The organism is Dietzia sp. ANT_WB102, from assembly GCF_008369165.1.
Lineage (GTDB): Bacteria > Actinomycetota > Actinomycetes > Mycobacteriales > Mycobacteriaceae > Dietzia.
On record NZ_VOBA01000001.1, the window covers coordinates 1,090,830 to 1,116,678 of the forward strand.

The 25,849-nt window shown below is 68.5% G+C and carries 20 protein-coding genes and 1 tRNA gene; 7 read left to right on the forward strand and 14 right to left on the reverse strand.

What is annotated here, in order from left to right; all coding sequences use genetic code 11:
- Positions 1 to 66 precede the first annotated feature (66 nt).
- Both FQ137_RS05005 and FQ137_RS05010 read left to right on the forward strand, forming a co-directional pair.
- On the forward strand, positions 67 to 624 hold the full coding sequence (locus FQ137_RS05005; RefSeq protein WP_149291413.1) for a copper chaperone PCu(A)C: 558 nt from the start codon (positions 67 to 69) through the stop codon (positions 622 to 624).
- A complete protein-coding gene (locus FQ137_RS05010) occupies positions 617 to 1,888 on the forward strand; it encodes a Dyp-type peroxidase (protein ID WP_149291414.1) in 1,272 nt (423 codons plus the stop codon). Before FQ137_RS05005 ends, FQ137_RS05010 begins: the two co-directional genes overlap by 8 nt.
- Before the next feature lie 99 nt (positions 1,889 to 1,987).
- Here the strand turns inward: FQ137_RS05010 and FQ137_RS05015 are convergent, their stop codons facing one another.
- The 4 genes from FQ137_RS05015 to FQ137_RS05030 form a co-directional block, all read right to left on the reverse strand.
- Complete coding sequence (locus FQ137_RS05015) at positions 1,988 to 2,974, reverse strand: SGNH/GDSL hydrolase family protein (protein ID WP_149291415.1); 987 nt, start codon at positions 2,972 to 2,974, stop codon at positions 1,988 to 1,990.
- Positions 2,975 to 3,023: 49 nt separating this feature from the next.
- Entirely contained in the window at positions 3,024 to 4,106 is a 1,083-nt protein-coding gene (locus tag FQ137_RS05020; RefSeq protein WP_149291416.1) for an SGNH/GDSL hydrolase family protein, read from the reverse strand.
- Positions 4,107 to 4,194: 88 nt separating this feature from the next.
- Positions 4,195 to 5,262, reverse strand: a complete 1,068-nt coding sequence (locus FQ137_RS05025) for a beta-ketoacyl-ACP synthase III (RefSeq protein ID WP_149291417.1) — start codon at positions 5,260 to 5,262, stop codon at positions 4,195 to 4,197.
- Between the two features lie 156 nt (positions 5,263 to 5,418).
- Positions 5,419 to 6,360 (reverse strand): SRPBCC domain-containing protein, encoded by a 942-nt coding sequence (locus tag FQ137_RS05030; RefSeq protein ID WP_149291418.1) that lies wholly within the window; start codon positions 6,358 to 6,360, stop codon positions 5,419 to 5,421.
- Between the two features lie 78 nt (positions 6,361 to 6,438).
- Between FQ137_RS05030 and FQ137_RS05035 the strand changes: the two genes are divergently transcribed.
- Positions 6,439 to 7,746 (forward strand): MFS transporter, encoded by a 1,308-nt coding sequence (locus FQ137_RS05035; protein WP_255583645.1) that lies wholly within the window; start codon positions 6,439 to 6,441, stop codon positions 7,744 to 7,746.
- Entirely contained in the window at positions 7,743 to 8,525 is a 783-nt protein-coding gene (locus tag FQ137_RS05040; protein WP_149291419.1) for a fructosamine kinase family protein, read from the forward strand. The genes FQ137_RS05035 and FQ137_RS05040 overlap by 4 nt, the downstream gene beginning before the upstream one ends.
- Positions 8,526 to 8,535: 10 nt before the next feature.
- Here FQ137_RS05040 and FQ137_RS05045 read toward each other — a convergent pair whose 3' ends face one another.
- The 3 genes from FQ137_RS05045 to FQ137_RS05055 form a co-directional block, all read right to left on the reverse strand.
- Entirely contained in the window at positions 8,536 to 9,747 is a 1,212-nt protein-coding gene (locus FQ137_RS05045; protein ID WP_149291420.1) for a sorbosone dehydrogenase family protein, read from the reverse strand.
- 216 nt (positions 9,748 to 9,963) lie between these two features.
- Positions 9,964 to 10,887 carry a MaoC/PaaZ C-terminal domain-containing protein gene (locus tag FQ137_RS05050; RefSeq protein WP_149291421.1) on the reverse strand — a complete coding sequence of 308 codons (924 nt, stop codon included), beginning with the start codon at positions 10,885 to 10,887 and terminating at the stop codon, positions 9,964 to 9,966.
- Positions 10,888 to 10,893: 6 nt separating this feature from the next.
- Entirely contained in the window at positions 10,894 to 12,243 is a 1,350-nt protein-coding gene (locus FQ137_RS05055) for a 3-oxoacyl-ACP reductase (protein WP_149291422.1), read from the reverse strand.
- A gap of 122 nt (positions 12,244 to 12,365) precedes the next feature.
- Here FQ137_RS05055 and FQ137_RS05060 point away from each other — a divergent pair, with 122 nt between their 5' ends.
- Both FQ137_RS05060 and FQ137_RS05065 read left to right on the forward strand, forming a co-directional pair.
- On the forward strand, positions 12,366 to 13,679 hold the full coding sequence (locus FQ137_RS05060; RefSeq protein WP_149291423.1) for an acetyl-CoA C-acetyltransferase: 1,314 nt from the start codon (positions 12,366 to 12,368) through the stop codon (positions 13,677 to 13,679).
- Between the two features lie 244 nt (positions 13,680 to 13,923).
- Positions 13,924 to 15,858, forward strand: coding sequence for a VanW family protein (locus FQ137_RS05065; protein ID WP_149291424.1), 1,935 nt, complete (start codon positions 13,924 to 13,926; stop codon positions 15,856 to 15,858).
- Between the two features lie 87 nt (positions 15,859 to 15,945).
- On the opposite strand, the gene FQ137_RS05070 is transcribed toward FQ137_RS05065, so the two are convergent.
- Complete coding sequence (locus FQ137_RS05070; RefSeq protein WP_149291425.1) at positions 15,946 to 17,784, reverse strand: acyl-CoA dehydrogenase; 1,839 nt, start codon at positions 17,782 to 17,784, stop codon at positions 15,946 to 15,948.
- 216 nt (positions 17,785 to 18,000) lie between these two features.
- Between FQ137_RS05070 and FQ137_RS05075 the strand changes: the two genes are divergently transcribed.
- Positions 18,001 to 18,852 carry a methyl-accepting chemotaxis protein gene (locus tag FQ137_RS05075; protein ID WP_149291426.1) on the forward strand — a complete coding sequence of 284 codons (852 nt, stop codon included), beginning with the start codon at positions 18,001 to 18,003 and terminating at the stop codon, positions 18,850 to 18,852.
- A 26-nt stretch (positions 18,853 to 18,878) separates the two neighbouring features.
- Here the strand turns inward: FQ137_RS05075 and FQ137_RS05080 are convergent, their stop codons facing one another.
- The 6 genes from FQ137_RS05080 to FQ137_RS05105 form a co-directional block, all read right to left on the reverse strand.
- Entirely contained in the window at positions 18,879 to 20,189 is a 1,311-nt protein-coding gene (locus FQ137_RS05080) for a CdaR family transcriptional regulator (protein ID WP_255583646.1), read from the reverse strand.
- Positions 20,190 to 20,232: 43 nt separating this feature from the next.
- On the reverse strand, positions 20,233 to 21,651 hold the full coding sequence (locus FQ137_RS05085) for an NAD(P)/FAD-dependent oxidoreductase (RefSeq protein ID WP_149291427.1): 1,419 nt from the start codon (positions 21,649 to 21,651) through the stop codon (positions 20,233 to 20,235).
- A gap of 4 nt (positions 21,652 to 21,655) precedes the next feature.
- Complete coding sequence (locus FQ137_RS05090) at positions 21,656 to 23,536, reverse strand: DUF3556 domain-containing protein (RefSeq protein WP_149291428.1); 1,881 nt, start codon at positions 23,534 to 23,536, stop codon at positions 21,656 to 21,658.
- Positions 23,537 to 23,590: 54 nt separating this feature from the next.
- Positions 23,591 to 25,048: a class I adenylate-forming enzyme family protein gene (locus FQ137_RS05095; protein ID WP_149291429.1), complete on the reverse strand. Its 1,458-nt coding sequence runs from the start codon at positions 25,046 to 25,048 to the stop codon at positions 23,591 to 23,593.
- 225 nt (positions 25,049 to 25,273) lie between these two features.
- A tRNA-Gly gene (locus FQ137_RS05100) sits at positions 25,274 to 25,347 on the reverse strand.
- Between the two features lie 61 nt (positions 25,348 to 25,408).
- Positions 25,409 to 25,663 carry a DUF2207 domain-containing protein gene (locus FQ137_RS05105; RefSeq protein WP_149291430.1) on the reverse strand — a complete coding sequence of 85 codons (255 nt, stop codon included), beginning with the start codon at positions 25,661 to 25,663 and terminating at the stop codon, positions 25,409 to 25,411.
- Positions 25,664 to 25,849: the final 186 nt, after the last annotated feature.

Genomic DNA, 25,849 nt, shown 5'->3' on the forward strand with positions numbered 1-25,849 from the left:
CCGCACCGGTACGCGCCCCGCGCTGCCGGGCGATCACCCACACACCACACCAAGGACTCACACGCCATGCGTACCCACACCCGTGCCGCTTTCGCCGCCGCCTCCGCCCTCGCGCTCGCCCTCACTGCCGCCTGCGCAACCGACGACGGCGACACCGCAACCGCCAGCACCGGCACAGAGACGACCACCGTCACCTTCAACGACGGCTGGGCCAAGGCCACCGACACCGACATGTCCGGCGTCTTCGGCACCATCCACAATCCCGGCGACACCGAGCTGCACCTGACCGGCGTCGACAGCGACCTCGGCGGCAGCACCGAACTCCACGAGACCGTCCCCGGCGCCAGCGGAATGCTGATGCAGGAACGCGAAGAGGGCTTCATCATTCCCGCCGGTGGCGACCTCGTCCTGGAACCCGGCGGAAACCACATCATGCTCATGGAGCTCGATAAGCCCATCACCACCGGCCAACAGATCACGCTGACGCTCGAGTTCGACGGCGCCGAGCAGGACATCACCGTCTCCGCCCGCGACTTCAAGGGCGGCGAGGAAGAGTACGTCGGCGGCGGTCACGGCGGAATGGACCACGGCGAGACAACCGGAGGTATGAATCACGATGGCTGACCAGGCCCGCCGAGGTCTGTCCAGGCGGTCGGTACTCACCGGCGGCGTCGCGGCCGTCGTGGGTGGCGGCGTCGTCGGCGGGGCTGCGGTCGGCGGCGCTGCGGGATACGTCGGGAGAGGAATCGTCGACGACGGCGAGCTGGGCGCGGACTGGAAGACCGTCGCCGACTCGCGAGTCGTTGGGGCGGCCACCGAACCGTTCCACGGCCCGCACCAGGCCGGCATCACCACGGCACCGCAATCGCACGCCGCGTTCGTGGGATTCGACATCGTACCGGGGGCGACCCGCACCGAGATCCAGGGCGTCCTGCGGGCGTGGTCCCAGGACGCCGCCCGACTCACCCAGGGTCTCGGCGGCCTCGCCGACCTCGAACCCGAACTCGCCGAAGATCCCGCACGGCTCACAGTGACGATCGGATTCGGCCCCGGGCTGTTCGACGCGATCGGGATGCCGGACAAAAAGCCCTCGTGGCTCGCACAGCTGCCGGCATTCCCGCAGATCGACAAGCTCGAGGACCGGTGGTCGGAAGGGGACCTGCTGCTGCAGATCTGCTCCGACGACCCAGTGATCGTCGCCCATGCCTCCAGGATCCTCGCCTCCGGCGTGCGCGGGGTGGCCCGGCAGAAGTGGTCGCAGCGGGGCTTCCGCAAGGCCGTCGGCACCGATCCGAGTGGGCGGACCCAACGCAACCTGTTCGGGCAGATCGATGGCACCGAAAACCCACGGCCGACCGACGTCGACTTCGACCAAGTCCTGTTCTCCGACGGTAGCGACCAACGGTGGATGCGAGGTGGCTCCTCGCTCGTCCTGCGGCGCATCCGGATGACGATGGACACCTGGGAGGAGATCGACCGCAACTCACGTGAGCTGAGTGTCGGACGGAAACTCGACACCGGCGCCCCGCTGACCGGCACGGACGAGCACGACCCGGCCGACTTCGACGCGATCGACAAGACGGGACTGCCCGTGATTCCCCCGGAATCCCACATGGCGCGAGCCCGGCAACGCCACCGCGGTGAGGCAATGCTCCGGCGGCCGTACAACTACGACGACCCGCCGGAGGGCGGAGAGATCAGCAACTCCGGTCTGCTGTTCACCGCCTACCAGGCCGACCCGGTCCGCACCTACATCCCCGTCCAACAGCGGCTCGCCGAGCAGGACGCGCTCAACACGTGGACGATCCCCATCGGATCCGCGGTGTTCGCACTCCCGCCCGGCGCGCCCGAGGGTGGCTACGTGGGGCAGGGACTGTTTGAGGGGTGACGCCCACACTCGACAACAAAGCTGCCCGCGGCGAATGTATCGCCGCGGGCAGTTGCGTGTGTCGATCCCGGTCAGTGGAGCCGGGGCAGATCCGCCCGGTCAGATCGCTGCGGTGATCGCGGCAGCCATAGCCTGCTGGCCGAGGGCAGTGGGGTGGAAAGCGGCCGTATTGTTCTGCGACCCATCAGCGAACACAACCCACCGCTCGTCCACCGGGGCGCAGCCGCTGCGATCGGTATCCGAGACGGGCAGGACCGAGAAGTGGCCATTGCGCCGTGCAGCGGCGTCGACAGCGTCGTTGATGGCCTTCGTGATCTCGCGCGCCCACTCGAGGTTTGCGGGCCCGATCGCGGTCGTGAAGAAGCAACCATCGTCGTTTGCCGCCGGCATGAGCGGCAGGTATTGGGTCGCGACAACGGTCGCATTGGGCGACGCCTCGTCGATCGCGGCATAGACGTCATCGACCGCGCCGTCAGCACCGAACACTAAGGCGATGTCCTGGGCGACGGCCCCGCCGATGGTCTCGCGGCAGTCAAACGGCTGCGCAGGACCGTCAGGCCGCAGATGGGCGGTGATGCAGCCGACGATGGTTCCGAAGCCCACGTCATTACCGCCGATCGACAACGTCACAAGGTCGGTGTCCGCCTCGAGGGACTCGATCTGGGGCGGCGCACCCGGGAACTGGGTCTCGACGAGGATGTCCTTCGTCTGGGCGCCACCACAGGTGGCGTCGGTGAGGGCACCGACGGCGGCGTTAGCGTCGAGTTGGTGGGGGTAGTTCGCCAGGCTTCGCGCGCAACCCGCGGGTCCGCCGGCGGGCTTAGTGTCGTCCCCGAATGCCGCGTACGAGTCACCCAGAGCCACGTATTCGGCATACGCGGGGCCTGCGAGCGAACCGAGCGACCCGGCGACACTGCCGGGGATCTCCGTGGTGGAGCTGAGGGAACTGACGGCGATCGCACCGTCCGCTTGGGCAGTGGACTGGGCGGCGGCGGCGGGGGATACGGCGAGGACGACCGCCGCAGCAAGTGCGAGAGACGTGGTGAAGGCGCGGGGACCGCGAACGCGGCGACGAGGTGTGAGCATGTGACGAGTATCACACCGCCGGTGTCGTAGTCTGCGTCTTTTGGATCTGTTAGGGCGCTACCGCGGCGAGCACCCTGTCGGCGACATGCGCGTGACCGGCACTCGTCGGGTGGACGGGTGCCGAGCCGGTGTCAAGGCCCGTGAGGTCGACCCAACGGGTATCGGGGGAGGTGCACATCGAGTGGCCCGGCTCGTCCGGGATCACGACCGTGGCCCCGTTGCGCTCCGCAGCAGCGCGAACCACCCGGTTGATGCTGTCCTGGAAGCCACGGACCTTGGCCCGCTCCTCCTGGCTGATCTTCATGAACGGAGCGCACGCCGGGGAGCTCCGGATGATCTCGTCGTCCTCGGGCACCGCGGCCAGATAGCCGACCGTCACGACGCGGGCCCGCGGCGCACGCTCGGCGATCCCGGCGTACACCGCGTTCATGCGCTGGTCAAGGGTCGCAAGCGCCTCGGCGGCCTGGCGGTCGATCACGTCCGAGCAACCCGCTGTGGGGTCGAAACCCTTCGACAGGTCCCCGGTCGCACCGTCGACGAGCGGCAGCAATTCCGGCGCGGTGTTGGGCCGCAGCGCACACGCTACGATCACGGCGCCGAAGCCGACGTCGTTGCCGCCGATGGTCATCGACACCAGATCGGTGTCGGCATCCAGGGCGTCGAACTGGGGCGGTGCGCCCGTCCGCCCGACGGCCAGTAAGTCATCGGTCACCGCTCCGCCGCAGCTGGCGTTGACGAACGTTCCCACACCCAGCTCGCGAGCAACGACGGTCGGGTAGGCGTCGTCGGTGCGCACGCATGCGACAGGACCGGCGCCCCACGCGCCGGGCGCGATCCTGCCGACGGCGGCGAAGGAATCCCCGAGCGCGACGTACTTCGACAGCCCGGTGCCAGGGCCCGACAGGACGGACGGGCCCAGTCCGGTACCGGTCACCTGACCAGCAATGTTGTCGCCCAAGGCCTGTGCGGATCCGCTGGCGAGCTCGAGCGGGGACGCCCCCGGTGCGTTCGGACCAGGGATAGCGGGCTCGGCTTCGGCAGGAGCGGCCAGCAGCGGGGACAACAGAACGGCGGTGGCAGTAGCGGCGCCGGCGACGAGGCGGCGTGCACGGCCCAGGTGAGACGTGTGCATGCCGATCACTTTCGCACGGAAGCATGCCCGACGGGGCGTCCCTCCCGAAATACAGGCCGTGCCGACCGGGACGGACGCGCCGGGGCCGTCAGTCGGCGGGCGGTGCGGCGGGGAGGCGGACCACCTGACCGGCGTAGGACAGGCCTGCGCCGAAGCCGATGCACAACGCGACGTCGCCCTGCTTGGCCTGGCCCTCACGGAGCATGGTCTCCATGGCCAGCGGGATCGAGGCGGCCGAGGTATTGCCGGTCTGCTCGATGTCGTTGGCGATAGCTACGGAGTCCGGCAGTCCGAGGTGCTTAGCCATGGCCGAGTTGATGCGGCCGTTGGCCTGGTGGGGGATGAACGCCTGGATCTGGTCGGCTGTCACCCCGGCAGCCTCCAGCGTCTGCGCACAGACCTTGGACACCTGGACCGCGGCCCAGCGGAACACCTTGGACCCGTCCATGGTGAGGAACGGCTGGACCACGGCCTCCTCGCTGCGCGACGCGGCGGTCGAGTCAACCTCGTCCACGTACTGCTTGAAGTCCTTGGTCTGACGGATGGCGTCGCCCTTCTCGCCGTCCGAGCCCCACACCACCGGGCTGATGTCGTTGGTCTCCGACGGGCCCACCACCACGGCGCCGGCGCCGTCCCCGAAAATGAATGCGGTGTTGCGGTCGGTGTAGTCGAGGCCGTCGCTGAGCTTCTCCACGCCCACGACCACTACGTACCGGGCGCCGCCGCCACGGATCATGTTGGTCGCCACAGCCAGGCCGTAGCCGAAGCCCGCGCACCCGGCGGTGAGGTCGAATGCGGCGATGCCGTTTCGTCCGAGGGCGGTGGCAACCTGCGGGGCGGCGTGCGGCACCTGAGTCCAGTTAGTGGACGTGCAGACGATCATCGCGTCGATGAGTTCGGGGTCGATGCCAGCCGAGGTCACGGCCGCGCGGGCAGCCTCGATGGACATGGACACAATGCCCTCGTCCGGACCCGCGATGTGACGGTTGAGGATGCCAGAGCGCTCGTAAATCCACTCCGAGGTGGAGTCGATCCTCTCGCAGATCTCCTCATTGCTCACCACTCGACTCGGGCGGTACGCCCCGATGCCGAGGAGGGTCGTGCCGGTGGTGCCCTCGCCGGTCGCGATGGTCACGGTCTCGTTGGAATCCGCCATTGGCGATCTCGCTCCTCGTCGGTGTACGGCGCCACCCGCGGCGCGCGCCTCATGCTCCCCGCCACCCTACTGCGGTCGTGCAGTGAGTCGTCCTACCAGTCCGCGATGTTTCACCGATCCCTCTCGCCACCCCCGGCGGGACGTCCTCGCCGCGACTCAGTCGGCGAGCAGCCCCACCAGCCACGCACGCCAGCGAGGTGCATCCCAGGTCGGCGCGACATCGACCGCGGCGGCCCCGAGCGGACCCCCGTCACCCTCGGGAGCGTCCACGTACTCGAACACCCGCACCGCCAGGGCGGCGCTGCCGGCGGCGTCCTCGTGGGTTTCGCCCGCGGGGAACGCGAACAGCTCGAGCATTCCGTCGGCCGGCGCGGACAGGATGAGCGTGCGAGAGGCCTGCGACTCGGTCACCACGATCCCGCCCACCTCGCCCGACCTGGCCACCACGGCGCCGTCCACCGGATTTCCGCCAACACCGGACGCGGGGGCGATGAGCGCACGTGTCACCCGCGCCCACAGCTCCGGCACCGTCTCCTCGACCGGGTCCGTGGCCGCGTCGACGGTCACCACCCCGTCGGCCGGGCGATGCGTCAGCCGGTGGGCCAGCACGATCAGGGCCTGCATCCAGCCGTCGACACTGCCGTCCACCGACTCCTCCGCCAGTTGCCCGCCGGAGCCGAACCCCGACCGCAGGGTGAGCACGCTGCCGCCCTCGCCGTCGTCGACGACCTCGCACGACGTCTCCCACGGCGGCACCGGGACCCCCTCGCCCATCCAGTCCCGCTCCTCGTATGAGAACAGTCCAGGGACACTCCCGCTGGGCGGGGTGTACATCGTGATCTCGCCGACCGTCGCGGTGAGCATCGCCTCGGCGGCGGCCTCCGGACCGGTCGTGGGATCGGGGGCGCCCGGGTCGGCGAACTGCACGATCCGCCCCCCGACCTGCGGCTCCAGCGCGCACGGCACGAACCAGGAGGAGATCCCCTCACCGGTGGCGACCGCGTCCCACACCACTGCAGGCGGCACCGGCAGCGGCACGCGGCACGCCACGCGTCGGCCGCCGTCGTCGGTCTCGATCCCCGCCGTCACGTCGTACATGACTCGATTCCCCTCACCGGTCCGCTGCTCTTGCCGCGTAACGCTACCGGCGTGCCCACCGGACGTAGTGTGGCGGTCGTGAGCGCGACGATCAGGGCGGGAGACGGGGGTGGCGGCGCCCGGGCCGGCACCGTCCGCGGGCCGATCGCCGCGACCGCCCTGCTCTTCGCCGCCAACGGTGCGATTTTCGGGGCGATCGTGCCGCGACTGCCCGATCTCAAGGACGCGCTCGAGCTCGGCCCGGCCGCCTTCGGCGTGGCCATGGCCTTCTACCCGGCCGGCGCGTTGGTCGGCGGACTGCTCACCCCCGCACTGATGCGGCGTCGGTCGGACGGGGCGGTCGCCGTCGCCATGATGATCGCCGCTTCCGTGGCCGCCGCGCTCGTCGGTTTCTCGCCCGTTGTGGCCGTGTTCGCCGGTCTGTTGCTGCTGTTCGGGGTGTTCGACGCTATTACCGACGTGGCGATGAACGCCCACGGGATCCGAGTGCAGCTGCGCCGTGGCCGCTCGCTGATCAACCGGTTCCACGCGGTGTGGTCGCTCGGCGCGGTGCTCGGCGCCGCAGGCGGGTCCGTGGCGGCCGGCGCGGGCGCGCCCGTGCGGGGTCAGATGCTCGGCGCGGCCGTGATCTGCGCGGCGGCCGCGGTCGCCGCCTACCCGTCGCGGCTGGGCCCGCCCGTGGCGGAAGACAAGTTCGGCCGCGACCTCGACGCCGTTCCCGACCCGCCGCGCAATCTGGCCGCCGGCCGCCGCATCCCCGGCGGGCGCGCCCTGCTTTTGGTGGTTGCGCTCGGGTTGTTCGCGTGCTGTGCGGAACTCGTTGAGGACTTCGCGCAGACCTGGTCCGCCCTCTACCTGCGCGAGATCACGGTGGCAGGCGCCGGTCTGGCCGGGCTCGGGTTCATCTCCGTGCAGGGCGCGCAGCTCGCCGGCCGGTTCACCGGGGACATGCTGGTGGAGCGCTTCGGCGCCGCACACGTCAGTCGCATGGGCGGGGTAGGCGTCGTGGTGGGGGTCGGCACCGCGTTCGCCGCCTCGTTCCTCCTCGACGGCCCCGTCCTGCTGACGGTGGTGCTCGCCGGATTCGCACTGGCGGGCTGGGGGATCGCGACGATCATCCCGGGCGCGATGGTCGGTGCCGACTCGGTACCCGGACTGGCCCCCGGCGCGGGACTGGCGGTGCTCAACTGGGTGATGCGCCTGGGATTCCTCGTCTCGCCGCCGCTGGTCGGTCTCGTCGCCGAGCATGCCGGGATGCGCTGGACCGTCACCCCCATGCTCGTGGGCGGGATCGTCATCGCCGCCGTGGCCGGGCCCCTGCTCGACCGTTCGGGCTGCCCCGGCCGCGACCTGCCCGCCCACCATACGAGGGAGACCGCGACGTGAGTGACCAGGTGTTCGTCAAACGCGGGTCCGGACACGGCCCCGACTTCTACCGCCACGAGGCCGCGGGGTTGGCCTGGCTCGCCGCGGCACCCGGCGGGCCGAGGGTGGTGGAGGTGGTGGGGGTTGATGACGACGAGATCACCCTCGAGAGGATTCCCGCAGGTCGAGCGACGACGCGAGCGGCGCTGCGGTTCGGTCGGTTGCTGGCTGCGATGCACGACGCGGGAGCGGCCGCCTGGGGCGCCCCCGCCCACGACTGGGCAGGACGGTGCTTCATCGGCAACCGGCCCCAGGACTGCGCTCCCACCGGGTCGTGGGGCGAGTTCTACGCGGAGCAGCGGGTCCGGCCGTTCGTCCGGATCGCCGTGGACCTCGGTGTACTCGGGGGTACGGACCTGGCCGTGGTCGAGCGGGCTTGCGACCGCGTCGCCTCCGGCGACCTCGACGATCCCGACGATGTCCCCGCCCGCATCCACGGCGACCTGTGGACCGGCAATGTGCTGTGGAGTGGATCCGGTGACCGGGCGCATGCCGTGCTCATCGACCCTGCCGCGCACGGTGGCCACCGCGAGACCGACCTGGCGATGCTGGCGCTGTTCGGAGCACCGCACCTTGCGGACATCCTGCGTGGGTACGACGAGGCCCACCCACTGCGCAAGGGCTGGCAGTACCGGGTCCCGCTGCACCAGTTGCACCCGTTGGCCACACACTCGGCCGGACACGGCGCCGGTTACGCGATCGCGCTGGCAGACGCGGCCCGGCAGGTCCTGAGGCTCTAGCGGCCGGGAGTTATCCGACCGCTGGGCTGATGCGCAGGACTTCGTCGTTGCCGTCGCCGTTGGAGGTGGTCACCAGCAGCGACCCGCCGGGCTCGGGCGTGATTGAGCGCAGCCGGCCGTGCTCGCCTCGCAGGATCGCCGCGGTCTCGGTGACCGATGTGCCGTCCGGGGAGAGCTTCATCAGGACGACCTGGCTGGTCTTGAGCATCGTCACCGCCAGGGCTCCGTCCCAGTCGCCCCAGGCGGGGTCATCGAGGAATGCGATCCCGCCCGGCGCGAGGGTCGGTGCTCCCGATCGCCACGAGGACTGCACCGCATCGGGGAACGCGCGGGTGTCGGTCATCGGGACGTTCTGGTTGTACGTGCCGCCCGAGTTCGGGTTCCACCCATAGTTCCGGCCCGGGATGACGAGGTTCACCTCGTCGTCGACGTCCGGCCCGTGCTCGGCGGCGATGATCTGGTCAGAGCCTGGTCGCTGGGCCAGCCCCTGCACATTGCGGTGCCCGAAGGTCAGTACCGGGGAATCTCCGATGGTGCCGTCCGCGGGCGTGCCGGTGCGGGTGATGTGCAGGATCTTGCCTGAGAGAGACGTGAGGTCCTGCGGCGCGGGGCCGGTGAAGGCATCGCCAGTGCCGATATACAGGGTGCCGTCGGAGTGGGCGAGGATGCGACACCCAGAGTGCCGTCCGCCGTCGGCCAGGGGGATGCCCTTGACGAGCACTCGCGGGGACTCGAGCCGGGACCAGTCGTCGGCGGCGTGCCAGGCGGTGACCCGGTTGTCTCCGGCGTCGGCCGAGGAATGACAGGTGTAGACCTCACGGCTGGTGGCGAAGTCGTGGGCCAGTGCCAAGCCCATCAGGCCGCTCTCGCCACCGGTGGCCAGAGTGCCGAAGTCGGCTGCGACAGTGGAGCGCCTACCATCCTCACGGATCGCATGCAGGGTGCCCGAGCCGCGCTCACCCGTGACGATGACGCCCGCGGGATCTCGGACGACGTCCCACGGGATCGTGAATCCGTCGGCGACAGTGTCCACGGCGACGGCGGGGCCGGGAGGCAGGGGCCGGTCAGGGGCCAGTGACCCGAGCGAGTCGGTGCTCGAGCCGCCGCTGGAGCCACCGCCCGGGAGGCTGCTCTGTGCGCACGCGGTGAGCGGGACGACCACGGTGACCGCTATAACGGCGGTGATCCCTGCGAGGACGCGGGGGAAAACTGTTCTGGGCACTGCTCCTCCTGAACGGGGTGGGGACAGGGCGGCGAGATCGCAGTGACCTAGATCACCCCACGGGTGCAGGAGACGTTATCCGACAGGTACGGCCTCCACTAGACGGCACTGCCCGCAATGACGAGAACGCCCCGCACACCTGCCCGGTGGGGCGGAGTGTGCGGGGCGCTCTCGCGGTGTGCCCCCGGAGGTCCCGGGGTGCGTTCGAGTCAGGGGTCAGAGCTCGTCGATGGTCGCCGTCGCGTGCACGGTGTCCAGTTTCTTGGGGTTGCGTACGGATAGCGACCAGACCGGATCCCCGACGCCGGTTCCCGTCGAACCGGTGCCGCGGCGGGCGTAGATACCCAACTTGGCCGGCAGGATCACGGGCTTGCCGAACTCCACCGAGTAGCGGGCCCGCTCGGGGATCCCACCCTCGACCGTGCCGAGCAGGGTGGCGGCCGTCCACATGCCGTGGGCGATGACGTTCGGGAACCCGAACGCTTTCGCGCCCACCTTGGACACGTGAATGGGATTGCGGTCCCCGGATACCGCGGCATATTCGGCGATCTGCGCCTCGGACACTGACTTCACCACGGTGGGATCGCCGATCTCGGCCGCGGTCGGCGGCGCGGGCTTCGGCGGGCGCGGGGCGTCCTTCGCGGGAGTCAGGGACGTCCGCCGCTTCGAGAGCAGGCCCGACCGCTGCACCCAGGCGGGCTCGGCGTCGTCGCCGGTACGGATCTCGGTGACCACGTCCAGCAGCAACCCGGCGGGGTGCTCACGTAGGTTCTCCGCGTGCGCACGGATGGTCAACTCGTCGCCGACATGTAGCGCGCGGTACGAGGAGATCTCGTTGGTCAGGTGCACCGACCCCATGGCGGGCACCGGGTAGTCCGGGTCCAGCATCAGCTGCATGCTCAGCGGGAACGCCAGAGTGAACGGGTAGGTCAGCGGCAGCTCGTCGGTCAACCGCAGGCCGCACACACGCGCGTAGGCCGCCAGGTTGGCCACGTCCACGCGCACGCCCGAGACCTCGACGCCCTTGGCGGGCATGGATTTTCCGTCGCGGGAACCGCCCACGACGGGTAGCGCGGCCACCGCGGCCTTGCCGTACTGGGCGAGCAGGTTGGGGATGCCGGGGAGGCGGGTGTACTCCACGTCAGATCACGCACCCAGCAGCGACTGGCCGCACACACGGATCACGTTGTTGGTGATCGCGGAGGAGGCGGGGCTGGCGAAGTACGCGATGGTCTCGGCGACGTCGACCGGCAGACCACCCTGCTGCATGGAGTTCATGCGGCGGCCGGCCTCGCGGGTGGCGAACGGGATGGCGGCGGTCATCTGCGTCTCGATGAAGCCCGGCGCCACGGCGTTGACGGTGACGTTCTTCGAGGCCAGCTCGGCGGAGGCACCGTTGACGAATCCGATCACGCCGGCCTTGGAGGCGGCGTAGTTCGTCTGGCCACGGTTACCGGCGATGCCGGCCATCGAGGAGACGCCCACGACGCGCGAACCCTCGCCCAGCACGCCCTTCTCGGCGAGCTCGGCGGTGATGCGCTCCGGGGCGATGAGGTTGACGGCCATGACGGAGTCCCAGCGCGCGCCGTCCATGCCAGCCAGCGTCTTGTCACGGGTGATGCCCGCGTTGTGGACGAGCACGTCGATGGTGCCGTCGTGACGCTCCTGCACATGCTTGGCCAGGACCTCGGCGGCATCGGCGGCGGTGACGTCGAGCGGCAGGGAGGTGCCGCCGACCTTGTTGGCGGTGGCCGAAAGCGACTCACCGGCGGCGGGGATGTCGCAGCAGATCACGTGCGCACCGTCGCGTGAGAGGACCGCCGCGATCTCGGCGCCGATGCCGCGGGCGGCGCCGGTGACGACGGCGAGCTTGCCCTCGAGCGGACGGTCCCACGATGCCGGGGCGGTGGCCGCACCGGCGCCCACGCGGAACACCTGCGCGTCGACGTACGCCGACTTGGCGGACAGGATGAACCGCAGGGTGGACTCGAGCCCGGAGGCTCCCGCATCGGCGTCGGGGGAGACGTACACGAGCTGGACAGTGGAGCCGCGCTTCATCTCCTTACCGAGGGAGCGGGTGAAGCCCTCGAGCGCACGCTGGGCGATGCGTTCGTCGACAGAACCGGTTTCCTCCGGGGTGGTGCCCAGCACCACGATGCGGCCGCTGGCGGACACATTCCGTACCAGCGGGTTGAAGAACTCGAACAGCTCCTTGAGGTCCTCGGCGCGACGCAGCGAGGTGGCATCGAAGACGAGTCCGGCGAGCTTGCCCTCGGCGTCCGCGCCGGCGAGTTCGTAGTCACCGGCAAGCATCTCGCGGACGGGCTCGACCAGGCGGCCCTCGCCACCGATGAGAACGGGACCGTGTAGGGCCGGCTGTCCGGGCTCGTAACGACGCAAGTGCTCCGGCTGCGGGAGGCCGACCTTGCCGGCGATGAACGACCCCGGGGCCGAGGTCACGAACTGCGAGTAGAGGTCGAGGTTGCCCTGTGCCATGGCGATCATCTCCTGGAGAGGTGCGGAACTACGGGTCGACAAGTAACTTACTGCTGAGTAACAATACGTGCAGGGCCGCGCTTCGGGCCACCGGACACCGAGAACAAACGGGAGTGACACACGTGACCACCAGCCCCCGCAAGGTCGCCATCGTCGGCGGCAACCGAATCCCCTTCGCGCGCTCGAACGGCAAATACGCGGACGCCTCCAACCAGGACATGTTGACCGCCGTCATCGACGGATTGGCCGCGCGATACAACCTGCAGGGCAAGCGTCTCGGGGCCGTCGCCGCCGGCGCCGTCCTCAAGCACGCCCGCGACTTCAACCTCACGCGCGAGTCGGTCATCGGCTCGGTGCTCGACGCCTCCACTCCGGCCTACGACGTGCAGCAGGCCTGCGGCACCGGGCTGGCGACGGCCATCCAGATCGGCGACCAGATCGCGATGGGTCGAATCGAATCCGGCATCGCCGGCGGCACCGACACCACCTCGGACGCCCCGCTCGCCGTCAACGACGACCTGCGCAAGATCCTCATCAAGCTCTCCGCGGCCAAGACCACCGTCGATCGCCTCAAGCTCCTGGGGGAGATCCGACCGAACGCGATCGTGCCCGAGCAGCCGCAGAACGCCGAGCCGCGCACCCGCCTGTCGATGGGCGAGCACGCCGCGATCACCGCCCGCGAGATGGGCGTCACGCGCGCTGACCAGGACGCCCTGGCCGCCACCAGCCACCGCAACCTGGCAGCCTCCTACGAATCCGGCTTCCAGGACGACCTGGTCACCCCGTACCTCGGCGTGGCCCGCGACGACAACCTGCGGCCCGACTCCAGCGAGGAGAAGCTGGCCAAGCTCAAGCCGGTGTTCGGCAAACGTGACGCCGAGGCCCACGGCACCGAGGCCACGATGACGGCCGGCAACTCCACCCCGCTCACCGACGGCGCCTCCGCAGTTCTGCTGGCCAGCGAGGAATGGGCCAAGGAGAACAAGCTCCCGGTCCGCGCCTACCTGGTGGATTCGGAGACCGCCGCGGTGGACTTCATCCACGGACACGACGGTCGCACGCCCGACGGGCTGCTCATGGCCCCCACCTACGCGGTGCCGCGCCTCCTGGCACGCAACGGCCTGACCCTGCAGGACTTCGACTATTACGAGATCCACGAGGCCTTCGCCTCACAGGTCCTGGCCACCCTGGCCGCCTGGGAGTCTGAGGAGTACTGCACCCAGCGCCTGGGCCTGGACAAGGCCCTGGGGTCGATCGACCGCTCCAAGCTCAACGTCAACGGCTCCTCGCTGGCCGCCGGCCACCCGTTCGCCGCCACCGGCGGCCGCATCCTGGCCGCCACGGCCAAGCTGCTCGAGCAGAAGGGCTCCGGTCGGGCACTCATCTCCATCTGCGCGGCGGGCGGCCAGGGCGTCACCGCGATCGTGGAGCGCTGACCCACACCGGAATGTGACCCCGTCCGGCACGTCGCCGCCGCGGGTGGAAACGGTAAACGTATCCTCAACCGAACAGGTCACGGGGTCATCTCGTGACACAGTGCAGCCCCCGCGTTCGGCGCGGGGGCTGCACTCATCGGTACCGGTCGGTCATAGTGGTGCTCACAGTGGTTCGGGCGGGGACACCCCGGTTGACGGCTCGCCGGGTTCCGTCGTCCCCCGCCCGGAAGGAGGCGGATTACGCGTGGACGAGTCCAGGGACGACAGCACCCCGACCCGCCCCGTCGCGATCGAGGGTGTGGGCCCCCAGCCGGCCGCGTCGGACCGGCGTCGCTACCGGGTGCGATCGCGGTGGATCCACATCGGCGCGGGCGTGTTCATGGCGCTGGCGGTGCTGTACGGCTTCGACCTGGTGCACAGCATCGGCCGGGTCCCGCGCGGCACGGAGGTATCCGGTATCCGGGTGGGCGGGATGCTCACCGCCGACGCCGAGCAGCGGCTGATCGCTGAACTCGGTCCGCGGGTCGACGACGAGGTGGACCTGCGCGCCGGGGCTGTGTCGACCTCGCTGGACCCCCGAGCGGTCGGGCTGACGGTGGACTGGCAGGGGACCCTCGACAGGGCCGGTGAACAGCCCCTCAATCCGCTGAAGCGACTGATCAGCGTGGTGTGGTCGACCGAGGTCGGCATCGCCAGTGTCATCCCCGACGCCCGGCTGACCGACTTTCTTGAGCGATTGGCTCTCCAGGCCGATTTCGAGCCGCGCGAGGGTGCCATCTGGTTCGACCGTGACCAGGTCCGCGCGACGATCCCGCTCGACGGGCAGCGACTGCAGATCGAGAACGGGCGCGACGCGGTGCTCGAACACTGGCTTGACGACGACGGCGTGGACCTGCCCGTCGACTACACGCCCACCGAGACCGACGCCGACCAAGTACGCGCCCTCATCCGGGATGTGGCCGAGCCCGCCGCCTCTCGGGACCTGACGCTGCTGGCCTCGCGGATGCGTGACGACGGCACCGCACCGGCGGTCACCACGGTCACCACCAGGCTCCCGGCCCCACCGCCGCCACCGGGTCGCGAACGGGCCGTGCCCGCCGAACGGGAGATCGAGATGGTCAACCCGGACGACCCGGGTGCGGTACCGGTCCTGTTCCCCCGCGACCGGATCGGTGAGTACCTGACCTTCGTCCGCGCAGGCGGTGTGCTCGAGCCGCGCTTCGACGCCGACGCGGCCAAGGGGATCCTCGAGCCGATCCTGGAGAAGACCGAGCAAGAGGGTAAGGACGCGACCTTCGAGTTCAGCGGCTCGCGCGCCACGGTCGTCCCCGCGGTGCAGGGACGCACCATCGAATGGGGGCCACTGCTCGGGGCCCTGCCGGGGCAACTCACCGACGTCGACGGCCCGCGCGTGCTGCCCGTCGGTTACGTGGGCCGGGACCCCGAGCTCACCACCGAGGAGGCCGAGAAGGCAGGCATCCGCGAGCCCGTCGGCCAGTTCACCGTGGCCGTCGGCGCGAACGGGCGGGCACAGGCGATGATCGCCGCGCTGGCCGGGCACTTCATCCCCGCCGGCGAGAGCTTCTCCATGAACGACCTCGTCGGCACGGTCTCCGGGGGAGTGTCCACGGATGCCGTGGCAACCGCGCTGTTCAACGCGGCGTTCGAGTCCGGCGCGCAGGACCTGGTGCGCAGCTCCCGCGGCGTCGACGGCGACGCGTTCCCCGCCGGCCGGGACGCCACCGCCTCGGCCGATGTCGGGTTCCGCAACGCGCAGGGTACCGGGCTGGTGATCGATGCCTCAGGCAACGGCAACTCGGTGACCGTCCGGTTGTGGGGGACACGGGAGTACACCGTCACCGTCTCCTCGGCTCCGCGCACCGACATCCGGCGGGCTCAGACCCGGGTCGTCACCTCCGCCGACTGCACCCCCGACCCGGGAGAGGACGGGTACACCGCGCGCGTGACCCGGACCGTCCAGCGCGGCGGGGAGACCGTCAGCACCGACACGGTGTCGTCCAGCTACGCGCCGCGGGACCGGATCGAGTGCCGGGCCGTGCCGCCGGCCACGGGCGCGGAGCCCGCCCCGCCGCCGCCCCCGCCACCGCCCGGACCCGGTGACGCTATCCGCATTCCGGGACTGCCGGAGATTCGCATCCCGGGCCTGCCAGGGAACTGACCGCGCCCCGAAATGCGCGTCGATCCGCCGCCCTGGGGTGGGCGACGGATCGACGGGTCAGGCCAGGTGCGGCCAGTCAGGCAGGGGTCAGAACGCGGACTCGTCCAGCTCCATCAGGTCGTTGCCGAGACCGGCGACGATCCCGCGGGTGGCGGTGAGCAGCGGCAGCTCGTTCTTCGCGAACCACCGGGCGGCGGCGATCTTGCCGTTGTAGAAGTCCTTGTCGTCGTCGGACGCCCCGTCCAGCGCGCCGAGCGCGACCTCGGCGCCGACCAGCAGACGCCAGCCCATCATCAGGTCACCGAACGCCATGAGCACGCGCACCGAGGCGAGCCCGATCGTGTACAGGCGCTTGGGATCCTCCTGCGAGCCCATGAGGTGCTCGAAGCAGGTGCCGATCATGGCTTCGACGTCCGCGAGGGCCGTCGCCAGCAGCTCGCGCTCCGCCGCCAGCGAGCCGTTCGACGCGTCGCTCTCCAGGAACTTCTTGATCTGCGCCGACACGTGGCCCACAGCGGTGCCGCGGTCACGAGCGATCTTCCGGAAGAAGAAGTCCTGGGCCTGGATTGCCGTGGTGCCCTCGTAGAGGGAGTCGATCTTGGCGTCGCGGATGTACTGCTCGATCGGGTAGTCCTGCAGGAAGCCCGATCCACCGAACGTCTGCAGCGACTCGGTGAGCAGTTCGTAGGCACGCTCGGAGCCCACGCCCTTGACGATCGGCAGCAGCAGGTCGTTGACACGGTGGGCGAGTTCGCCGTCAGCGCCGGACACCCGCTCGGCGATCTGGACGTCCTGGTGCGCGGCCGTGTACATGTATACGGCGCGCAGGCCCTCCGCGAAGGCCTTCTGGCGGATAAGCGCACGGCGAACGTCCGGGTGGTGGGTGATTGTCACGCGCGGCGCGGTCTTGTCTGCCATCTCGGTCATGTCGCCGCCCTGGACGCGCTCCTTGGCGAACTCCAGGGCGTTGAGGTAGCCGGTGGACAGCGTGGAGATGGCCTTGGTGCCGACCATCATGCGGGCGTGCTCGATGACGTCGAACATCTGGCGGATGCCCAGGTTGAGCTCGCCGTCGCCGACGATCCAGCCCTTGGCGGGAACACCGTGGCCGCCGAAGGTGAGCTCACACGTGGTGGACGCCTTGATGCCCATCTTGTGCTCGACACCGGTGACGAAGACCCCGTTGCGCTCCCCGAGCTCGTTCTTCTCGAAGTCGAAGTGGAACTTCGGCACGAAGAACAGCGACAGTCCCTTGGTGCCGGGGCCGGCGCCCTCCGGGCGGGCCAGGACCAGGTGGAAGATGTTCTCGAACATGTCGTCGGAGTCAGCCGAGGTGATGAAGCGCTTGACGCCCTCGATGTGCCAGGAGCCGTCGTCCTGCTTGATCGCCTTGGTGCGACCCGCTCCGACGTCGGAGCCGGCGTCGGGCTCGGTGAGGACCATGGTGGCGCCCCAGCCGCGCTCGGCACAAGTGGCAGCCCACTTCTTCTGCTCGTCGTTGCCGTTCTCGTAGAGCACCGCGGCGAATGACGGGCCGGCCGCGTACATGAACACCGGAGCATTGGCGCCGAGCATCATCTCGCCGGTGGCCCACACCAGGGCGCGGGGGGCCGGCATGCCGCCGATGTCCTCGGGCAGTCCCATGGACCAGTAGCCGGCGTCGAACCAGGCCTTGAATGACTTCTTGAAGTCCTCGGGAATCGAGACCGAGTGGGTCTCGGGGTCGAACACCGGCGGGTTGCGGTCGGCGGACGCGAATGACTCGGCGACCGGCCCCTCGGCGAGGGTGGCGACCTCGGTGAGGATGCCCTTGGCGGTGTCAGTGTCCAAGTCGCCGAACTCGCCGGCGTCGAGTGCCTCGTTCATACGAAGGACCTCGAACATGTTGAACTCGAGATCCCGGACGTTGCTCTTGTAGTGACCCATTACGGTCTTCTCCGTTCGGAGTGCGGTGTCATGGATGTGTCGCGCCCGAGGAGTCGGTGCACGTAACCTCTGGTACGCCGGAACCTACTCGCCGGTAACAAGACCGATGCTAGTGCGTTCTCAGCAAACAGTCCAAGGTGAGGAAAGGCTCTGATTCGTCTGGCAGGTCCGCTCGCACAGTCACGGGGGACGAGGCCGGTGGGGCAGAATCAGTTCATGGCCGACATCCAGCTCCGTTTTCCCTCCGCATCCTCCCTGGTGGGGAGTGCGTTCCGTGTCGTGGAGTGGGAGATAAGGCTGGTCAGGGAGTGGCTGCTCCTGCCCGCCCGAGTGTTGGTCCTCCTCGACGATGCCGAGGACATAGTCCAGCGGGTTCGGGGCCTGCTCGACGAGGTCGACCGGACCGTGCGGGCGATCGATGGGATCGTGGCCACCGCCGCCGAGACCGTCGACGGCGTACGCAACACCGTGGCCAGGGCCAACCGTGTGGTCGACGGGGTCGCCGACACCGTCTCCGCCGCCGACGGGATCGTCGGCAGGGTGGGGGCGACTGTTGACTCGGCAGATGGAGTGGTGGCGCGCGTCGGGGCGACGGTGGACACTGCGGACGACCTGGTGCTCGACGCCGGCGGGCTCATCGAACGAGTGGTGCCCCTCGTCGACTTCGCGGAGTCCGCCGTCGCTCCGATCAAGCCCGTGGTGGAGGCGCTTCTCCGGGACGCTGATCTCGACCCCGATACTGCCCGGCTCGTCGCGACTCGCCTGATCGAAGTCCTGGCGTGGGCCGACAAGATGATCCGGCTGCTGGACCCGATCGCCGATGAGGTGCTCGGGTCGGTCGACCCCGAGGAGGTCAAGGCGGTCGTGCAGTTCATCGATCACCTGCCCGAGTTGGGCCAGGCCCTCGAAAACGATGTCATGCCGGTGCTGGCCTCCCTCGACACCGTCGCCCCCGAGGTCCACCAGATCCTCGACGTGGCTCAACAGTGCTTGGAGGCGGTCGCCGGCATCCCCGGATTCCAACTCCTGCGCCGTCGCGGCGGGGAGAACGGCAAGCCCGACAGCTGAGCCTCGGCGCCCGCGAGCACACGTGATCACCCGGATGGTGTGCTGTCGTCGGGGGTCAGGACCACACTGCCCAGAAGCTGGCAGGCGGCGAGTGCCAGGTGAGTGTCCAGCCGCTTGGCCCCCGGCTCTCTTCCCAGTTCATGAGCGGCCTTGGTCAAGCGGTACTTCACCGTGTTGCGGTGAAGGAGCAGTTGGGACGCGGTCTCCGAGTAGTTCTCCGCAGACTCCAAGAACACGCGAACCGTCTCCCGTTGTCTCGACGCGTCCTCCGTATCTCTGGACAAACCGCCGAGGACCTCTCGGACCCACCGTCGGGTGGACGCGAGGTCCTCAGTCAACCGGGCTATGACCGGGATCCCGTCGTCCGCATACGAGACAACATGTAGACCGTCGCTGGTCGATCCCTGCGCGATCGTGGCGGCCACCCTTGCCTGCGTGCGAGTCGTACAAAACCCCTCGATCCCGGAACCGGGTGCGCCGAACGAGATCCGGACCCCGGGGGTCTGCTCGGCGACCGACGCGACGATTCGCGTATCCACCGGGTGGCGGCGGCCCTCCATGCCGAACCACGCCTCTGCAGTGGCGCGGTCGGTGCTAATCATCAGTGGCGTCCGACTGGCCCCGAGCTTCTCGGCCAGGAGTTCTACCACACTGGCCAAGAGTCGCGACTGGTCAGCGACGGCGCCGAAGTCGTCGATCCACACCCGACAGCCGACATGCGTCTGGTTCAGTCGGTATCCCGTCACCCTCTCGAACTCGATGGGTTCGACATCCTCTTTCTCGAGGACTCGGTTGACGATCGAGTTGATCGAGCGCGCCGCCCGATCTTGGGAATAGCGCACTTCCTGCTCGTGCGCGGTGATGACGGTGCGGGTGATCTCGTCCACGTACTGATACAGCCACCCTGCAAGGTGGTGGTAAAGCGGCAGCTTTTCGTGGTCCTCGCAGTCGACCTCCTGCACTTGATCGAACACGTGGGCCAGGAGGCAGTCGGTACCGACGTGGTAGGCGCGGCGAAGTGGGGAGCTGGAGACGTTGCGTCGGGCAAGCACGACGGCGTAGTGCAGAGCGTCGGGCAGAGGGGGGAGGTCGTGTGCATCCTTGGTGCGCGAGAGCAGGTCGATGATGACCTCGACGTTGTTCGTCACACTGGCCTGGAGTGCGGGGCGGATGTCCTCCTCGGTGAGCTCGCCTATGGCTTTTTCGATGGCCATGGTCATGTTGTCGGCGATGGCGGCGGTCCGCGAACTGAGCCGCAGTCCTATCCGGCGGGTCAGTTCGCGGAGACGCTCGGGGTTGTGCGGTGTGGTGCTGAGCATGTGCGCGGGCGGGGCCACGCCCTACTCCGGGGCGAGGACCCGCCGTATCCTTCCTGCGTGATCACCGTGTGGACAGGTGGGCCAGCGCGGAACGCGCCGCGTTCCATCCGGCCATCCCGTGAGCGCCCGCACCGGGTGGGGCGGCCGCAGAACAGATGTAGACCCCGGGCACTCCGGTCGAATAGGGGTCGAGGGCGACCCTGGGCCGGAAGACCAACTGTCGAGGGTCGTTGGCACCAGTCACGATATCCCCGCCCACGTAGTTGGGGTTGTGATCCTCGATTTCCTGAGTCGAGCGCGTGTGGATTTCGTGGATGCGGTCGCGGAACCCCGGAGCGAATCGTTCAATCTGGTCGATGATTGTCTGCGTGGCATCTCCCGTCCAGCCCGCGGGTACATGGGCGTAGGTGTCTATGGGATGGAGCCCGTTCTTCGCTCGGCCGGGGTCGGCGAGCGACTGCTGGCCGACCAGGACGAATGGCCGTTCAGGCATCTCTCCCCGGACGACTTGACGCTCGGCGGCGGCGATCTCCGCGAATGTGCCCCCCACGTGGACGGTGCCGGCCGACCGGGACGGTTCGTGGGACCACGGTATTCCGCCTTCGACCGCGAAGGCCACCTGGAATGCGGCCGGCCCGTGGCGGAACCGGCGGTAGGCGCGGTCGACCCGTCGGGGCAGCACTCCGGTGAGGATCTGTGCAGCGGCGGAGGGCGAGGTGTCCAGCATGACGATATCCGGGTTCCCGAGCTCGCGATGGTCGCGGACGGTTATCCCGGTTTCTATCCGGCCACCGCGGGAGGTCAGCATCGTCGCTATCGTGCTGGCGATCGTCGCTGAGCCCCCCACGGCTACCGGCCAGCCGAACCGGTGTGCGGCGGTGCCCAGTGCGACGCCGATTGCCGAGGACATCACCGATCCGAAGGGGCGGAAGGCGTGCGCGGCGACGCCTCCGAAGAGGGCCCGTGCCTCGTCGGTGTGCCACCGGCGAGCCAGCATGCTGGCGGGTAGGGCGGCATAGGCCCCGAAGCGAGCGAGGACCAGGGGGTGGTTCGGGACGTGCAGGAGGGGCTGGAGGAATTCCTCGGCGATCTGGGGGAAGCGAGCGGTGAGTGTTCCGAACATCCGCCGATAGGATTCCCTGTCGGTGCCGAGATGCGAGGCGGTGTGGTCCACCGACTTCCAGACCGCTGCACCCCGGCCGCCGTCTAGAGGGTGCGAGTACTGGACGTCGGGGAGTGCCCACCGTAGGCCGTGGGACTCGAGATCGAATTGGCGACTGAAACCTGTATCGACGGCCAACGGGTGGAAGCCCGAACACTGGTCGTGCAGCAGGCCCGGCGAGGTCAACTCGCCGGACCTGGTGCCGCCGCCAATGGAGTCGGATGCTTCCAGGACGGTCACATCGACTCCATCGGCGGCCAGTGTCAACGCGGCTGCCAAACCGTTCGGCCCGCTGCCGACGATGATCGCTGATGGCATGAACTCAGCTCGATCCGACTGTGGACTCGTCGAGACCGGTCGCAGGGGACCTGTCAGCGAGCGGGCCTTCGGCGCCCGGCGAGGCGGGGACCGACGAAGACGCGCGCTGATCGGCCGGCAGATACTCGGGATGACGCCAGGTCACCGTGTAGGGGATGGGCCCGTTCGGCAGCCACGGCTGCTCCTTGACGACGTCCCGGACGTCGTAGTGACCACGTTCCACCACACCGAGCGCCGCGTCGATCACGCGGTATTCAATGGTCTTCTTGTGTAGCGGCTGCGACTCGGTCCACACGCTGATGAACTCTCCCGGGGCGAAGTTGCACCGCTTCTGCACGGCCGCGATAGTCCGCTCGTCGAACAGGTGGCCGTCGCCGAACTGCCAGCCCGAGAAGAAGGTGCACATGACCTCGCCCTCGCGGAACCGGTAGTTCTCCATGCTGTCCAGGTGGTCCGGGAAGATCGACATGTGGCCGCGGCCCTGGGTGTTCATCATTCGGAACGCCGTGGTCTTCTGCAGGAACATTTCCGCGCCCGCCTCCCCGAACAGGGCCGAGAGCTGGTGCTTCGGTGATGTCATGGAGGTGACGAACTCCGGATTGTCCAGTTTGGCCTCGCAGCCATTGTTGCGGAACGCCATGGTGGAGTTCGCCCAGTTTCCCGCGTACTGCCGCATCGAGATGAGGAACGAGATCTTGTCCGGGCGGAAATTGCCGATCAGCGGCCCCGTGAGCGTCAGTACCGCTGCGCCCACCACAACCCACACACTGCTGGCGTCCCAGAGGGCGTAACCGTCGCCGTTGAAGAAGCCCAGGAAGACGATCGGCGTCGCGAAGACGTAGAAGAGGTTCCATTCCTGCGGCATGGCCAGGGCGAACATGGAGTAGATGAAGACGTGGAAGCACATCATGAACGCTGCCGCCAGGACCGCGACGGTCCAGTTGGTGGTGAACAGCAGGATGATGGGGACTACGAACTCGACGATCGTGCCCAGGACGTGCGCGGCGAACCAGGCGACCTTGGTGGGCATGAGATCCTCGGGCGCGTTGCGGTAGAGCGACCGGCGCAGCGTCTTGGACTTCACCAGCGGGCCGTTGGTGAGCATCGTCTGCACTGTGGGCGTGAAGTGGACACCGATCTTGGACAGGAACGCGCCCCACCAGACGGCGAACATCGCGATCTTGGCCACGATGATCATGTCCACGGTGCCGCCGCCGTAGAGCGTGAGGACGCCGAAGCCGAGCATGATCACCGAGTACTGCTCCGGGCGCGAGGCCAGGAACGTCACCCGGTCACGCAGCCCCATGATCATCTGCAACGCGACATACGTGATGAACGGCCAGGCCGGGACGAGGCCCGCCTCACTGTAGGCGGCAGCGGTCTGCTGGCCCGGCAGGACCAGGCCCAGCACGAGGGTGGCGAGCATCGCGGCGTACAACGCGACGTCGATTCCCCGGCGCTCGTCACCCTTGGTCAACGGCACCTTGTCCGGCCACGGCGGCAGCCGCAACGTGCCGGTCCGCATCCAGTACCGGTAACCGGCGGTGTTGGGCTTGAACTTGAAGGCCAGCGGCCCCCACGATTCGTTGAACCCGGTGGCGGACCACAGGATCACCCAGATCATGGCCTTTTGATAAACGATGAGCTCGCCCCACCACGCACCGATATCGGTGAGCGGCAGGCCCGGCGTCGACAGACCGATGGCGAGCCACCCGCCGAGGAAGAAGAACAGCCCCTTGATGAGGTACATCGAGTGCATGATCTTCGGGGCGCCGAAGCCGTATTCAACCCAGTGTTGGGCGAGGAGCTTCATCCGCTCCATTACCGGGATCGACTCGAACTTCTCCGGGTCGATATCGGGTACGTCGGCTTGGAGAAATGCCATTGGTACTCCTTCGTTTAAGTCGAGGGGTCTTGAGGGGTAGGGGACGGGTCGAGGTCAGGCGGCGAACGACGCCCGGAGTCCGGGCTTGTCGATCTTTCCGACCGGGTTCTTGGGTAGTTCGGGCGTGATCTCCACGTGCACGGGAACCTTCACGCGGGTGAGGTGCTCACGGCAGTGGTCGATCACGGCCTCAGGGGTCAGCTCGGCGTCGGGGTAGGGGACCACGAACGCCACGGGGACCTCGCCCATCACGTCGTCAGGTCGGCCGACTACAGCGACTTCGAGCACCCCCGGCAAACTGCCGATGGCGTTCTCGATTTCCTTGGGGTAAATGTTCTCCCCGCCGCGGATGATCATGTCCTTGAGCCGGTCGACAATACTGAGGTAGCCGTCCTCGTCGAGCCGGCCCAGGTCTCCGGTACGGACCCAGCCGTCAACGATCGTCTCTGCAGTGGCCTCCGGCATGTTGAGGTAACCGGCCATCACTACTGGCCCGGTAATCAACACCTCCCCGGTCTGTCCGGTGGGCACGTCCTGCAGGGAGTCGTCGACGATCCTTATGCGCTGACCGGGCAGTGCCGGCCCCACTGTGCCGGGTTTGCGGGGGCCGTCGATCGGGTTGATCGAGGAGGCACATGTCGCCTCGGTCAGGCCGTACCCCTCCAGGATGGGCACGTCGAAGAATTCTTCGGCTGCGGCGAGTAGTTCTCGTGTGGCAGGTGCCGCTCCGCAGACCGCGAAGCGGAGTGAGGACATGTCCGGCCGCCTGCCCTCTGCCTTGGTGAGCAGGAGTGCGTAGATGGTGGGCACGGCGGAAAAGTATGTCGGCCGCAAGTGTTCGACGGCGTCGTAGAATTCCTGGGCGTTGAACCCGGGCATGATCGTCAACTGCGCGCCGACCTGCAGGGGAGTAAGCAGGCTCACCATCAGAGCGTTGGCGTGAAACAGCGGTAGGACTAGTAGGCAGTGGTCCTCGGCCGTCATGGCCATCGTCTCGGCCATCGTCCGGGACATGGCCGTGGTATTGGCATGGGTGATCATGACGCCCTTGGGGCGCCCGGTGGACCCGCTGGTGTAAATGACCAAGGCGAGGTCGTCGTCGGCAAGGTCGACGGGGTCGAGTTCGGTGCCATCGCCCGACGTTCTTAGGTCATCGACGCTAATCGTCTGGCGCCCTCCTGAGGGGGACTCAGAGCTGGAATTCACGACGAGGGCGGCCCCGGCGTCATTGATCTGGTGGGCGGCCTCGTCGTGGGTGAAGTTCGGATTGATCGGGGTGGCGGCGGCTCCGAGGTACCACGCAGCGAAAATGGAGACCACCAGCTCGCTCCGGTTGGGGAGCATCACGGCCACGACATCTCCCCTGGTGACGCCCTGGTCGCGGAACTGGGCCGCAACTGCGGTCACTTTCCTGTCAAGCTCGACGAACGACATCTGCGTCGCATCGTCGCGGATCGCGGGGGCGTCACCGAACCGTTGCGCCAGCACTCTCGGTAGGTATCCGGGTTGCACATCGACTCCTCATCGGTGGGCTTATGTGATCTTGGACACTACGCAGTGCGGACAGTAGGTACATCGGCAGATGTGACGAAGTACACGAAGTTCGTAGTGCATCGTGCACAGTGGGGCGCGCCTAGCTCGCGGTGTGTCGCCGTGGCTGCGGGGCCATCCGGAAAGACGACTGCGGGGCACCTCCGTGGTGGAGGTGCCCCGCAGTGGAGGGCCCGATTCGGGTAGTGGAGCCGATGACGGGAATCGAACCCGCGCTGTCTGCTTGGGAAGCAGAAGTTCTACCATTGAACTACATCGGCAGTGCCTGCTGGAGGCCGGTTCAGATTAGCACGAGCCCCGCCAGCCGCATCGGAGGCGGGGTCATCTCCCGGCGGACTTGCGCTTCGCGCCGGGGGTCATGGGCCGCTTGGGCTGGGCGAGTGACGCGCGGGGGACGAAGCCGAACGCCACGCCACCAATCACCGCCACCGCGATCGCCCCGATGAGCCACGGCGTGACCGATCCCCCGCTGGTGATCCCCATCAGCGCGATGAGTACAGCGACGCCGACGCACACCCACGACCACTGGGTCCAGCGCCAGATGTACTTCGAGGGCTCTTCCCTGAACTCGTTCATGGAACCCATTTCACCACGTCAGCCGGGGTCGGCGCATATCTGCGGACGCTGTCGGGGGGCCCTCGCCGCGCCGGTCGGTCGGAGATGTGGCAGGTCTCACGTGGTTTCGGCGGGCGATTCGGGAACGAACGAGGCCCATCATGCGCTGAAATGGAGAGCAGTCCGTTTTGTGCGGCCGGGCGTCCG